The 12132-nt window shown below is 67.9% G+C and carries 13 protein-coding genes; 5 read left to right on the plus strand and 8 right to left on the minus strand.

Annotated features, from left to right (window positions below):
- Positions 1-69: 69 nt before the first annotated feature.
- Genes QOZ81_RS01690 through QOZ81_RS01700 form a run of 3 tightly spaced genes read left to right on the plus strand, consistent with a single transcriptional unit; the run spans position 70 to position 1774 of the window.
- Positions 70-573: an Lrp/AsnC family transcriptional regulator gene (locus tag QOZ81_RS01690; protein ID WP_291202555.1), complete on the plus strand. Its 504-nt coding sequence runs from the start codon at positions 70-72 to the stop codon at positions 571-573.
- Positions 570-896 carry an antibiotic biosynthesis monooxygenase family protein gene (locus QOZ81_RS01695; protein ID WP_291202552.1) on the plus strand — a complete coding sequence of 109 codons (327 nt, stop codon included), beginning with the start codon at positions 570-572 and terminating at the stop codon, positions 894-896. Before QOZ81_RS01690 ends, QOZ81_RS01695 begins: the two co-directional genes overlap by 4 nt.
- On the plus strand, positions 896-1774 hold the full coding sequence (locus tag QOZ81_RS01700) for an EamA family transporter (protein ID WP_291202549.1): 879 nt from the start codon (positions 896-898) through the stop codon (positions 1772-1774). Before QOZ81_RS01695 ends, QOZ81_RS01700 begins: the two co-directional genes overlap by 1 nt.
- Positions 1775-1846: 72 nt before the next feature.
- Here the strand turns inward: QOZ81_RS01700 and QOZ81_RS01705 are convergent, their stop codons facing one another.
- From QOZ81_RS01705 to QOZ81_RS01720, 4 genes are read right to left on the minus strand one after another with little or no spacing between them, the layout of a single operon-like run.
- The gene (locus QOZ81_RS01705; protein WP_291202546.1) at positions 1847-2017 is read right to left on the minus strand and encodes a hypothetical protein; all 171 of its coding nucleotides are present in this window, start codon (positions 2015-2017) and stop codon (positions 1847-1849) included.
- Positions 2018-2033: 16 nt separating this feature from the next.
- A complete protein-coding gene (locus tag QOZ81_RS01710) occupies positions 2034-2192 on the minus strand; it encodes a hypothetical protein (protein WP_291202543.1) in 159 nt (52 codons plus the stop codon).
- Position 2193: 1 nt separating this feature from the next.
- Complete coding sequence (gene nrfD / locus QOZ81_RS01715) at positions 2194-3435, minus strand: NrfD/PsrC family molybdoenzyme membrane anchor subunit (protein WP_291202540.1); 1242 nt, start codon at positions 3433-3435, stop codon at positions 2194-2196.
- On the minus strand, positions 3432-4205 hold the full coding sequence (locus QOZ81_RS01720) for a 4Fe-4S dicluster domain-containing protein (protein WP_300715312.1): 774 nt from the start codon (positions 4203-4205) through the stop codon (positions 3432-3434). Before QOZ81_RS01720 ends, nrfD begins: the two co-directional genes overlap by 4 nt.
- A 493-nt stretch (positions 4206-4698) precedes the next feature.
- On the opposite strand from QOZ81_RS01720, the gene QOZ81_RS01725 reads away from it, so the two are divergent.
- Complete coding sequence (locus QOZ81_RS01725; RefSeq protein WP_291202533.1) at positions 4699-6171, plus strand: sigma-54 interaction domain-containing protein; 1473 nt, start codon at positions 4699-4701, stop codon at positions 6169-6171.
- A gap of 272 nt (positions 6172-6443) precedes the next feature.
- Complete coding sequence (locus tag QOZ81_RS01730) at positions 6444-6770, plus strand: hypothetical protein (RefSeq protein WP_291202530.1); 327 nt, start codon at positions 6444-6446, stop codon at positions 6768-6770.
- 14 nt (positions 6771-6784) lie between these two features.
- Here the strand turns inward: QOZ81_RS01730 and QOZ81_RS01735 are convergent, their stop codons facing one another.
- The 4 genes from QOZ81_RS01735 to QOZ81_RS01750 all read right to left on the minus strand — a co-directional run bounded on the left by QOZ81_RS01735 (position 6785) and on the right by QOZ81_RS01750 (position 11981).
- Positions 6785-7495 (minus strand): hypothetical protein, encoded by a 711-nt coding sequence (locus QOZ81_RS01735; protein ID WP_300715315.1) that lies wholly within the window; start codon positions 7493-7495, stop codon positions 6785-6787.
- Positions 7492-8700 (minus strand): hypothetical protein, encoded by a 1209-nt coding sequence (locus tag QOZ81_RS01740; protein ID WP_291202524.1) that lies wholly within the window; start codon positions 8698-8700, stop codon positions 7492-7494. Before QOZ81_RS01740 ends, QOZ81_RS01735 begins: the two co-directional genes overlap by 4 nt.
- On the minus strand, positions 8697-10454 hold the full coding sequence (locus tag QOZ81_RS01745; protein ID WP_291202521.1) for a DUF2339 domain-containing protein: 1758 nt from the start codon (positions 10452-10454) through the stop codon (positions 8697-8699). Before QOZ81_RS01745 ends, QOZ81_RS01740 begins: the two co-directional genes overlap by 4 nt.
- Positions 10455-10523: 69 nt before the next feature.
- Entirely contained in the window at positions 10524-11981 is a 1458-nt protein-coding gene (locus QOZ81_RS01750) for a GGDEF domain-containing response regulator (RefSeq protein WP_291202518.1), read from the minus strand.
- Between the last annotated feature and the right edge of the window lie 151 nt (positions 11982-12132).

Here is a 12132-nt window from a genome sequence, read left to right on the forward strand (position 1 = left end):
CATCCTTCCTGTTGAAACCACTGTCATAATGTCCATCAGAGTCCTGTCCCCACTTGTCCGGAGCCCCCCATGGCGAAGCTGCTGATGGAAGACGACCTGAACCGCCGCCTGGTGGCCCTGCTCCAGAAGGACGGCCGCATGAGCCACGCCGAGCTGGCCGAGCGCCTGGGCGTGAGCCGGCCCACGGTCATCGACCGGGTGAAGCGCCTGGAGGCCGATGGCGTGCTGGGGGGCTACGCGGCCCGGGTTTCGCCCGCCGCCGTGAACAAGCCCACGGTGGCCTTCGTGGCGGTGCGCTACAAGGACAACAACGAGGCCATCGAGCAGCGCTTCATCAAGGCGCTGGAGGAGGAGCCGGACATCCTCGAGGCCCACACCATCGCCGGTGAGGACGCGCTGCTGCTGAAGGTGGTGGCCGACACGCCCGCGGGCATCGCCGAGCGGCTGCGCCGCATCCGCGTGCTGGGGCTCATGGTCACCACGCGCACCACCATGGTGCTGGAGACGCACTGGGAGAAGGCCGGCCCAAGCCCCTTCCCCATCGAGGGGCAGACCAAGAAGGTCAAGAAGTGATCGCACCCGCCCCGGAGCCACCCTACCTCGCCGTGATCTTCAGCAGTCAGCGCACCGAAGGGGACCAGGGCTATGGGGCCATGGCCGAGCGCATGGTGGAGCTGGCCCGCGAGCAGCCGGGCTTCCTGGGCGTGGAGAGCGCCCGGGATGCGGAGGGCTTCGGCATCACCGTGTCCTACTGGCAGGACGAGGCCGCCATCGCCAACTGGAAGGCCCATGCCGAGCACGCCGTGGCCCAGCGCCTGGGCTGGGACCGTTGGTACGCGGAATTCCAGCTGCGGGTCTGCCGCGTGGAGCGGCAGTACGGCAAGGTTCCGCGCTGATGCTTGCCTGGCTGGCCTACCTCACCGTGGCCGTGGTGTGGGGGTCCACCTACTTCGCCATCGCCCTGGGGCTCGCCTCCTTCACCCCCTACGGCATGGTGGCCGCGCGCTTCTCCGTGGCGGCGGTGCTGGCGCTGGCGCTGGGACGGCTGCGCGGGGAAGCCTGGCCGCCCTGGCGCGAGGTGTTCCATCTCATGGTGGTGGGCGCCCTCCTGCTGGGCGGCTCGAACGCCCTGGTGTCCTACGCCGAGCTGCACGTCTCCACGGGCCTGGTGGCCGTGCTGGCCGCCCTGGTGCCGCTGTGGCTGGCGGTGTTCTCCCTCGCGATGGAGCCGCTCGGGCCCAAGGGCTGGGCGGGCATCGCCCTGGGCATCGCGGGTGTGGCAGTGCTGGTCTGGCCCAGCGGCGGCCTGCGCATCCATCCCGGCGGTCTGGTGGCCATGGTGGCTGCGCCCCTCATCTGGGCCTGGGGCACTCTGCACGGCAAGCACTTCGTCCACGGTGGCGGGCTCATGACCAACGTGGGCCTCCAGATGCTCACTGCGGCGCTCATCGGCCTGGCCGTGGCCCCGCTCTCCGGGGGCTTCCTGCGGGGGCCCGTCACACCCAAGGCGCTCTGGGCCATCGGCTACCTGATCCTCTTCGGATCCCTGCTCGCCTTCTCCGCCTACATCTACCTGGCCAAGGCCTGGCCGCCCGCCAAGATGGGCACCTACGCCTACCTGAACCCCCTGGTCGCCGTGCTGCTCGGCAGCCTCATCCTGCACGAGGCCTTCGGCCTTCGCGAGATCCTGGGGATGACCATCATCCTGGCTGCCGTGGCCCTGGTGCAGCTGCGGCAGAAACCGGCGTCCAGGGCGGTACCCTCGGAACCGTGACCACCGGGAAATCGCGGGGCCGTTGCGGACCTCCCGATCCGGGTCCCTCCCCCCGACAGCCCAGGGATGGGTTCAGCCGATGGCCCGCTTCGTCAACTCTCCGTAATGGGGAGGGGCGAGTCGCGGCGTCTTCCCGGACCTGGCCGCTGCCCTCCTGGAGGCAGCGTGCTTGGAGGCCAGGCGGACGACATGATCGGTTCCGACGAAGGCGAGGAACAGGAACATGACGAGCAGAACGGTCATGACGGACCCCTTTTGGTTACTGCTTGGCGTTCGGTTTGTGGTCGACGGCCACATGTTCGTAGATGGCCGAACCACAAATCCAGACCACCAGCACGATGGTGGCGATGCCAAGAAGACCGTTCGTGATGTTCAGGAAGAGCGTTTCGGGGTTCCGCCAGTTGGCGAGATCGAACATGTCAACCTCCATGGAGCTGTGCGCGGGAGATGGGGTCCGCTTGCGAAGGACGCAGGTCTTCGCATTCGGGAGACTCGGACAGCGGCTCCTGCACGCCGCTCAGGGCCTCGTGGTGGAAGGGGTCGCCCGATTCCTCAACCCGGAAGATGGGGAGGCGTTCGGCGATGAAGGAGAAGGCGCAGAAACCGCAGGCCGTGATGCCGAGCATGATGAAAATCTCGATGATGGACGGGAAATAGGTCTGGCTCGGATAGTGCTCCAGCCCCGTGATGGCCGTGTTCATCCGGTTGAAGGCGAAGCCCAGCACCACCATCAGGCTCGCGGAATAGAGGCCCGTCTGCGACACCCGGATCCGCTCGAAGAGCAGCATGGCGAAGGGGATCACGAAGCCGATCAGAAGCTCTCCCCAGAACGCCACGCTGTAGTAGCTCAGGGTGGTCATGTCCCGGAACCCGCCCCGGGACAGCAGGTCCTGGATCCGCACCACGAAGTACACCGCCAGAGCGAGCGCGATGGCCTTCGCGAGATTGGCCCGGAGCCGCGTCGGCAGGAAGGGGCGCCCATCCCTAGAGAAGATGATGGACTCCAGGACGATCATCGAAAGACCGGAGGCGATGCACGAGATGAAGAACAGGACCGGAAGGAGGGGCGTGTACCAAAGCGCATGCAGGCGGTTCGGGACGATCAGGTAGAGCGAACCGAAGGAGGACTGGTGCAGGGTCGACAGGAGGACGCCGAAGATCATGAAGGGCAGGGAGACGGCGTGGATCCACTTGATGGGCGAATGGATGTGGAACTTCTCGAGGATGATGGGGGCGAACTCCAGCGACAGCACCGTGGTGTACAGCATCAGGCACCAGCTGATCTCGCACATGACCGAGTGTGGGTTCCACATGACCAGGGGGTGCCAGAAGTGGTCCGGCCGGCCGAGGTCGATGATCAGCACCAGGACCACCAGGAGGTACCCGATGAAGGCGGTCAGGATGGCGGGCCGCACGATGGGTTCGTACTCCTCGGCATGGAAGAGGTGCACCGCGGCGACGATCGTGAAGCCTGATGCCGCGAGGCCGATTCCGAGGAAGTCGAAGCCGATCCAGAGGCCCCAGGGGAACTCATCGCTCAGGTTGGTGGTCGCCCCGAGCCCGAGGGTGAAGCGCGCCACGGCGGCGAGGATCCCGGCCAGGATGAGGATGGTGGCGATGGGCCGCCAGCCGGTCAGGTGGGGCAGTCTCAGGCCTTTCATTCGTCGTCCTCCTGGGGCTGGGTCTTCCCCTGCTTCAGGGCGGACTCATGGGCCTGGACTTCGGTGCGGCGGTTGGTGATCCACCAGATGCCCGCCAGGAGGACGCCCCCGACGGACAGCACGTTGGGAACCTTGGATAGGGCGCTCATCGTGAGCATGGGCATGGGAATCTTCCCCAGCCGCGAATCGAACCCCAGCTCTTCGAAGGGCACCGGACTGAGGTACAGCATCGAGGTGCCGCCGACATCCTGCTCGCCGTAGATCCGGGTGACGTACTTTCCGGGTTCAGCGTTGATCCTTCGGGCCGCTTCGATCAGCAGCTCGTCCCGGTCGCCGAATTTCGTCGCCCCGGTGGGGCAGGCTTCGGCGCAGGCGGTCGGCCGTCCCTTGGCGAGCCTGTTGGGACAGAATTTGCACTTGCGGATGGAAGGCTTGGTACTGCTCCATTCGTACTTCGGAACATGGAACGGGCAGGCCTGCAGACAGTAGCGGCAGCCGATGCATTTTTCGCCATCATAGGACACCGGTCCGACGCCTGATTTGGTGAGGGCGCCCACGGGACACACCGACACGCACGTGGGGACGTCGCAGTGCTGGCACATGCGGCGGACGTAAAGATCGTTGTACTTGCTCAGCGCGGTATAGGCGGTAAGAGAGAGGTATTTCTCTTCATTGGGAGGAAGCCCGTTCTCTTCTTTGCATCCCGCCTGGCAGGCATTGCAGCCCACGCAGAGCGAGATGTCGATCAACATGGCCTTCTTATGCGTCATGGCTGGGTCCGATCAAGAAGGGAAAGGCCAAAACAAGATTTGATTTCAAGACAGGCGCAACCCACTGCGACCTGTACTTCTCAAGTTGTGTGCCAAGAAAACGGGATCGAGTGCGAGCCGGCATCTGCATGAAAGATTGGGCTTGAGGCACTCCCGAACGAGGCGTCGAACCTCGTTGCGGCGACCCCCACCGCGTCATGGGGCGGAACCGTCAAATGCGACGGGCGCGACGACGCTCACCGTGGAAGGCAGCCGTCGCGAAAATTCGAGAAAGTTTGATCCGTGGGGTTTCCCGTGGGAGGAAAGGCCTACACTTATTGATGACCGTTGAGTAATCAACGGATCTGTTGAGGCATTGATGCTTACACAGACCGTTCCCTGCGTCGTTCGTCGAGCCGTCGCCGCGGTTGGAGGCCTCTCCGAGGTGATCCAGGTGAATAAGCACAGGTCCTTTTCTACGCAGGTTTCGGCGCTGCTCCTGAAGCGCACGGAGATGACCGCGATCCTGGACACCACGCCGAATGCGGTGTTCATCCTCACCCACGAGGGAATCACGCGCTGCAACAAGGCCGCAGTCCGGATGCTGGGTGTCGCGTCGCTCAATGAACTCCGGAGCCGATACGGAAGAAGGGGCGAGGGATTCCTGCTTCGCTGGCCGAAGAACCTGCTTCCCCTGCGCGAAGAGGAGCATCCCCTCACGCGCGCCTTCAAGGGCGAGAAGGTGACGGAGGTGGTGCTAGCCATCCATGCGGGAACCGGCGAGGAGATCACGCTCAAGGTGACGGCAGCGCCCATCGTGGTGAAGGGCAAGATCATCGGCGCGGTGGCCATCCACTCAGACATCACCTGGGGGAAGCGCGCCTGCCCATACTCACCCGCGCTCGATACGGGCGAGGACCTCCTCACGCATGAAAAGGCCCTCCGGCGGCAGGCGGAAAACGACCTGCACAAGGCCAACGCGGAGATCCAGGCCCTGAAGGACCGCATCCAGTCCGCGGACATCTATCCCTTCCAGGAAGTCAACCACACCTACCACTTTGGCGAAGTGATCGGGCAGAGCCGCTGCCTGGAAAACGTGTTCTTCCGGGTCGAAGCCGTGGCGCCGCAGGACTCGACGGTGCTGCTGCTCGGGGAGACGGGCACGGGCAAGGGGCTGGTGGCGCGCGCCATCCACAGCCGGAGCCTGCGGAAGAACCGGCCCCTCGTCATGGTCAACTGCACGGCGCTTCCCGCCAGCCTCATCGAAAGCGAGCTGTTCGGGCGGGAGAAGGGCGCGTTCACGGGTGCCAGCGCCCAGCAGCTGGGCCGCTTCGAAATGGCGGACAAGGGCACCATCCTGCTGGACGAGATCGGCGACCTGCCTTTCGAGCTGCAGGCGAAGCTGCTGCACGTGATCCAGGATGGCGAATTCAGCCGGCTGGGAAGTTCCAGGACCGTGAAAGTGGACGTCCGCATCATCGCCGCCACCAACCGCGACCTCTACGAGGAGATGCGCCTAGGTCGCTTCCGCGAGGACCTCTTCTACCGGCTCAACATCTTCCCCATCACCATCCCCCCCCTGCGGGACCGCAGCGAAGACATCCCCCTGCTCGTGGAATATTTCCTGGAGAAGTTCAACCGCAAGGTGGGCAAGAACCTCCGGAACGTCACGAACGAAACCATGGATCGCCTCATGGCCCATTCCTGGCCGGGCAACGTCCGGGAGCTGGAGAGCGTGATCGAGCGGGCCGCCATCGTTTCGCAGGGCGCGACCCTGCAGGTGCTGGATCGCTTCAGTGCTGCAGGGCCAGCGCATCCTCAGGACGAGACTAAGCCTCTGGTGGACCTGGAGCGCGACTACATCAGCCAGGTGCTGCGCAAGACCAACTGGAGGATCGAGGGGGCCAACGGGGCGGCCCACATCCTCGGCATCAACCCGAGCACCCTGCGCGGCCGGATGCGCAAAGAGGGCATCCGCCGCCCCTGAGTGGAAGTCCGTCACATTTGACGATTCTGCCTCATGGCGCGGTGGGCCGACCCGCCCGGCCGTCCTGCAGGCTGGACTGGCCCCCGTTCAAGACCAGCGTCGTTAGTGAAATACGGAAGATCGTCGCGCGTGGTTGCAGTTGGCATGTGACTTGATCTTCACGCCAGAGATGAATTCACTCGGGCGGGGCCCTTCCAGGAATGGGAGCGGCGCAGTCCTCCGATTCACCGAACGTGCGGTGACCAACCGCCGGGCGAGGAAAGGGAACGTCCATGCGCACGACTGAGCAGGTGTCTCCACCCTACATGGCAACCTTGGCGAGCCGGCGGGCCGACCTGGAGCGCTTCGAAGCCCAGGTGGCGGAATGGACCGCGCTGATTGGCCAGTACCGAGCTAGTGCCCGGCGGGTGGAGGCCCAGGCCCGGCTCGAACTTGACAGCATCACGGATGAACTCCAGCTCCAGAGAAACGAGGCCAGCGCCCAGGTCATGCGGTTGAAAAGCTCCGCCGACGCCGAGTGGGAGCACGAGAAGTCACAACTGGAGCGGGCCTGGCAAGCCGTCCGCTCCGCCTTCCAGCGAGCCAAGCTCAAGTTCTGAGGAAGGGAGCCCGCCTACTTCAACCCACTCGGCGGAAAGCCCGGAATGGTTTCCAGATCCTTGAAGAGCTTGCCCATGGCCTTGCGGAGCGAGGCCTGCAGCTGACGCTCACGCCGGTTCTGCTCATCCGCGGGCAGGGCCGCCAGCTCCTTGCGGGCCCACAGCACGTAATACGTCTCCTCCCACAGGGGCTTGTCTGAACCCTTGCGGGTGAGGCGCGCTTCCACCACGGCGGGGGAGGACCAGCGGCCCATGAGCATGGACCCGCCGATCCAGAAGGCGCTTTCCTCCAGCAGCTCATAGACGCCGAGCCCCACCGCGAGACGGGCGTCGTGGGCGAGCAGGCCGACTCCCGCGCCCCAGGCCACGCCGCTGAGGATGCCCCAGGCGATGTACTTGGCCCTCACCTCCCCCAGGCTGGTGATGGTCAGGTCCAAGTGAAGGTCCGCGGCTGGGTCCAGCTGGAGGCCGCGCGCCGCAGCCTCGGCCCGGAGACCGGTCTCGAAGGCCTGGCGGTGGCCTTCCAGGGCTGCCCGGCGGGAGGCGGGTGAATCCACCTGACCGAGGGGCTGCTGCAGCCGGGCCAGCTTCCGGCTATGGTCTTCGATGCCGACGTTCAGGGAGAGGGCGGGCCTTTCCTGGCGGATTTGAAGGTCGTTCAGCGGCGAGCGGCAGGCCAATCCCGCCAGAGCCAGACCCATCAAGAGACCTGCACGGAACCTCATCCGCGGGATTCCTCCGCCGGTCGGAACAACCGCCACGCGGCACCTCCCAGCACCAGCAGCGCCAGGCCCGCGATCCAGGGCATCCAGGGGCGGGCACGCTGATCGGTGCCCTCGCGGCGGGGGAGGCCCTGGTCGTCCGGTTCCCGGGCGCCGAGGCTGAGCGGGGCACGACTGGCCAGGGTGCGGATGGAGGGCAGGGCGCCGAGGCTGCCGGGGGCCTGCCTGGCCTCGCCGCCCAGGTGCAGGGCATAGGCCTGTCCAGCCTCCGCGGGGAAGATCAGGGTCTGCCGGCGGACCAGGATGCGGACACTCTGGGGCGACGCCCCTTCGGGCAGGGTGAAGGTGAGGGTCTTCGCCTGGACAGGCGCGAGGGCGATGCGACTGGCCGTCGTATTCAGGGCCGGGAGGTTCCATACGAGATCGCTGCAGAACCAGCCCTGCTCATTCTCGCTGCCCTCGCCGAGGTGGATCTCCGGCCGCAGGGGCGCTACGGGCGGCACCAGCACCAGGTCCAGGCCCACCACGCGCTGGGTGTCAGGCAGCGTCAGCCGCCAAGTGCGGGGCCGGCCGGGTTCGGGCGTGAGCAGGCCGTCCAGGGCCAGCTCGGTCTCCAGGGCCTCGGGGCGCGCCTCGGCCCGCACGGAGATGCCCCGGATCCGCGGTGCCTCGCCCTGGGACGCGAGCAGCGTGAGCCGGTAGCGCTGACCATCCCAGGGGAGGTCGAGGCTGCGGCGGCTGCCCGAAGGCGACAGGTCGTAGAGGTGCAGCGGCGACAGCGGGTCGTAGGCGATGAAGGCGCCGCCCTCGCTCTGGCGTTCAGCCTTCACTCGAGCCACCCAGGGGGCGCGGCCGTCCAGGTCGAGCTCCAGTCTGAGCGATTCACGCTCGCCCACCCGCCAGCCCTCGGGCAGCTTCAGGGAGAACTCCGCCGTGGGGTGCCCTTCGGCGTCCCTGCCGGCGAGCAGGTTCTCCATCGGCAGGGTGCGGGATTCCCACAGGCCTTCGCGGGCTTCGATGAAGGGGATGCTATGTCCCGCGGCATCGCCGATCCAGGCGCCCTTCTTCTGGCGCTGGGCGTCGGCGTCCAGTGGCAGGCAGGCCCAGCCGTTGGCGGGCGCGGGCGAGATGGGCCGGCGGTGCAGGGAGGCGCGGTCCTCGCGGGCGCAGGCCAGGCTGAGGAACAGGAGGAGCGCGATGCGCTTCATGACGCTTCCCCGGAGCGCGAGCGGTTGGCGAGGATGGCGGCGGCCATGCCGATGGCGCCGACGCCGAGGAAGGCGAGGGCCCGCAGGGGCGTGTCGGCATGGTCGAGGTCCGCCGCGATGAGCTTGAAGCTGGCGATGCCCATCCAGGCGTAGCCCGCGATCATCAGGGCCCGGCGGGCCTCGTCCCGCTGGCCGAGGCCGCGCATCCACTGCCAGGCGCCGGACAGCGCCCAGACCAAGGTCATGGCGATGGAGGCGGCACGGGAGGGACCGTAGCCGAGGCCCGGGCGGGCGGGAGCCTGAAGCCGCTGGACCAGGCGCGCGGCCTCGAAGGCCAGCGTGACGTTGGCCGTGACCTGCAGGGCCATGAAGGAGATCAGGCCCAGGGGACCACCACGGCGCGTCAGCAACCACCAGGCGGCGGAGGCCAGGGCCCCTTCGGCAAAGGCGGGATTGAGGAGGGGTGTGTAGCCGTGGCTGCTGAAGAGCAGCCCGTCGAGGCCGTGGAAGGCCCAGCGCAGGGTGGTGGCCAGGGCCAGGGCCGCGGCGAGCCAGCGCAGCGCGGTGGCCTCCTCGGCGAAGTCGCCCTTCTCGGCCTTGAGGGAGGCCCAGGCCAGGCCCAGGGCGAAGGCGCCCCACAGCGGACCCACCCAGGCCCAGGCTAGGGCCACGGGCACCGCCAGGGCCAGGTGTCCGGCAATCAGGGCCAGCAGCCCCCAGTCGGCGCAACGGCCCCCCATGCGGTGGCGGAGGGGCTGCACCAGGGCCAGGTTCAGGGCCGCCACGAGGAGGACGGGCAGGGCGAAGGTCTCGACGGCGAGGTCCATGCGCTTCCAGACCAGCCAGCCGTACGAGGTGGCGAGGATCGAGGCCACCAGCCAGAGCACCGTGGGCGTGCCGGGGCGTTCCTCCGTGCCCGGCAGCCAGGCCCACAGGCCCGCGAGCACCAGGTGCAGGACGAGGAGCAGGGCGAGGGTCGCGGCATCGCCCTTCATGACGTCAAGGCAGGCGGGCAGCAGCAGCAGCCACACGCCCACGAGGGCCGTCCAGCGGGCCCCGTGCCAGGAGCCCCCCGTGCGGGCGAGGTAGGGCACCGCGAGCGCAGCGGCCATGAGCACGGCGAGGTACACCGCCAGGGCCACCTCGTGATGGCCGCCCTGGCTGAAGACCAGGGGCGCCACCAGGCCGGAGACCAGGGCCACGGTCAGGGCCCCGCCACTTCGGCCCCGGGCGGCGAGCCCGCCGGCCAGCAGCGTGACGAGGGCCGTCGCCGCCAAGCCCAGGGGCGCGGCGTAGAAGTGGTATTCCATGGCGCCGGCGCGGAAGGTGAACTGCAGGGTGCCGAGGCCCGCCAGCAGCAGCGCCACGCCCAGGCGATGGCTGTCACCGAGGATCAGCTTCGCGGCGAAGGCGGCGATGGCGCCGCCCACCAGCAGGCCCAGGACGAAGCGCAGCTCCGCCCCCACCCAGCCCTGCTGGATGGCCCAGCGGAAGAAGAAGATGGTGCCGAGGAGGAAGATGGAGGCCGCGATGCCGGCGATCCACACCACTGGGGAGATCTCCTTGCGGGGGACGGCGGGGCGCACGACGGGGCGGGGCAGGGGACGGGTGGCGGGTGCCGCCTGGGGCACCGGAGCCTGGGTCGGGGGTGCCTGCTGCCGCTGCAGCAGCCAGGCCACCTGGGCCTCCAGGCGGGCCACGCGCTCGGCGAGCTCGGGCTGGGCGGCGGGATCCTGTGGGGCCTGGGGTTCCATGGCGACTCCATACGGAAGCGTATGGAATCATGCGGCCGGGTCCTGGGGCCTGTCAAGACCCTGGGCGGCTCAGCCGACGACGCGGTTCCGTCCTTCCGCCTTGGCCCGGTAGAGGGCCTTGTCGGCCCGGGAGAGCAGGCGCTCCGGGGTGTCCTCGGGGCCCTCCCAGGTGGCCAGGCCGATGCTCAGGGTGACCCGGTCGTTGGCCGGCAGGCCGGGGATCGAGTCAATGGCCACCTGTTCGCGGAGGCGCTCGGCCAGGGCCCGGGCGCCCTCCAGATCGGTCTGGGGGCAGTAGGCCAGGAACTCCTCGCCGCCGATGCGGCCCAGCTGGTCCACCTTGCGGAGGCCGAAGGCCATGCGCTGCGCCATGACGCCCAGCACCTGATCCCCAGCGGCGTGGCCGAAGCGGTCGTTGACGGCCTTGAAGTGGTCGAGGTCCACCAGCATGACGGACAGGCCCTGGCCGAAGCGGCCGCACTGGTCCAGCTCCATGCCGAGCATGTCGAGGATGTGCTTGCGGTTGTAGAGGCCCGTGAGGGGATCGCGGATGGCCTGGTGGTAGAGGCGCAGGCGGGAGTCCTCGAGGCTCAGCAGGCGGCCCAGCTCCTCCGCGGCGATCTCGAAGAGGCGTTCATGGTCCTCGGCGGACCGCCGCTCGGTGATGAAGGCCAGGGCTCCGACCACGGGGTAGCCGGGCGTGCTGGCGGGGAAGACTCGGAGGATGGGATCGCGAAGGCTCCGCCGCCGCTCGTCGTCATCGGCAGCGGGATGCCAGTGGCAGTCCGGCGGCGCCTGGAAGAGCCCCTGGTCGGCCAGGGCCTGCTGTAGGGCCTGGCGGTCCTCGGCACCGGCGGAGGAGCCATGGACGCCGTGGCACCAGAGGCCGTCCTCGCCCAGGTAGGCGACGAGCAGCGCCCCGGGCAGGACGAGCTCCTGGAGAATCTCGACGAAGCCCTGGATCAGCCGCGGGGTGTCGTGCTCGGCGGTGTAGAGGCGGGCGACGGAATCCCGGAGTGCCGTTTCCACGAGGCGCTGCTCCAGGGCCTGGGCGAGGCGCCGCTGGATGGCGTCCACCCCGAAGTTCTCCTGGGCCAGCCTGGGGACGGCGTGGGCCGTGTGGGGGCGGGAGGACTGCCTGGCCAGGGCGGTGGCCACCTCCACCACGTGATCCAGGTCCCGGCCCTTGACCAGGAAGCGGTCGGCGCCGCAGGTCTTCGCCCAGAACCGGGCCAGGCCGGCCCCCTGGGCCGTGAGGAGCAGGACGGGCAGGTGGCGCGTGGCCCGATCGTCCTTCACCAGGCGGCAGAACTGGTAGCCGTCGAGGAGGGGCATCACGCAGTCGCTCACCACCACGTCGGGGAACTCCGTGGCCAGGACGATGAGGGCCTCGGCGCCGTTGCGGGCTTCGATGGTGAGGTGCCCGTGCCGCTGGAAGAGGTGCCGGAGGAGGCTCAACTGGATGGGGTTGTCGTCTACCAGGAGGACCTGGAGCGACTGGGGACCCTTCGGCGTGGCAGATGTCATAAGTACCGTTTATCGATCAGGGTGGGCCGCAGCATGAATTGATGGGACCCGCGGGTGGAAGGCACGACCGTGGGATGCTGAAGCAAGGAGTACGCCCCATCATGACCGCGGATCTCGAAATTCGACAAGGGATGAGGCCCTGAGCATGGGG

It is taken from the genome of Geothrix sp., assembly GCF_030219325.1.
GTDB lineage: Bacteria > Acidobacteriota > Holophagae > Holophagales > Holophagaceae > Geothrix.

What these genes read in the sequence shown, in the direction of transcription:
- QOZ81_RS01690 (WP_291202555.1), top strand. Translation starts at nt 70, where the DNA reads ATGGCGAAGCTGCTGATGGAAGACGACCTGAACCGCCGCCTGGTGGCC.
- QOZ81_RS01700 (WP_291202549.1), top strand. Translation starts at nt 896, where the DNA reads ATGCTTGCCTGGCTGGCCTACCTCACCGTGGCCGTGGTGTGGGGGTCC.
- QOZ81_RS01705 (WP_291202546.1), bottom strand. Translation starts at nt 2,017, where the DNA reads ATGACCGTTCTGCTCGTCATGTTCCTGTTCCTCGCCTTCGTCGGAACC.
- QOZ81_RS01710 (WP_291202543.1), bottom strand. Translation starts at nt 2,192, where the DNA reads ATGTTCGATCTCGCCAACTGGCGGAACCCCGAAACGCTCTTCCTGAAC.
- nrfD (WP_291202540.1), bottom strand. Translation starts at nt 3,435, where the DNA reads ATGAAAGGCCTGAGACTGCCCCACCTGACCGGCTGGCGGCCCATCGCC.
- QOZ81_RS01720 (WP_300715312.1), bottom strand. Translation starts at nt 4,205, where the DNA reads ATGACGCATAAGAAGGCCATGTTGATCGACATCTCGCTCTGCGTGGGC.
- QOZ81_RS01725 (WP_291202533.1), top strand. Translation starts at nt 4,699, where the DNA reads ATGACCGCGATCCTGGACACCACGCCGAATGCGGTGTTCATCCTCACC.
- QOZ81_RS01730 (WP_291202530.1), top strand. Translation starts at nt 6,444, where the DNA reads ATGCGCACGACTGAGCAGGTGTCTCCACCCTACATGGCAACCTTGGCG.
- QOZ81_RS01735 (WP_300715315.1), bottom strand. Translation starts at nt 7,495, where the DNA reads ATGAGGTTCCGTGCAGGTCTCTTGATGGGTCTGGCTCTGGCGGGATTG.
- QOZ81_RS01740 (WP_291202524.1), bottom strand. Translation starts at nt 8,700, where the DNA reads ATGAAGCGCATCGCGCTCCTCCTGTTCCTCAGCCTGGCCTGCGCCCGC.
- QOZ81_RS01745 (WP_291202521.1), bottom strand. Translation starts at nt 10,454, where the DNA reads ATGGAACCCCAGGCCCCACAGGATCCCGCCGCCCAGCCCGAGCTCGCC.
- QOZ81_RS01750 (WP_291202518.1), bottom strand. Translation starts at nt 11,981, where the DNA reads ATGACATCTGCCACGCCGAAGGGTCCCCAGTCGCTCCAGGTCCTCCTG.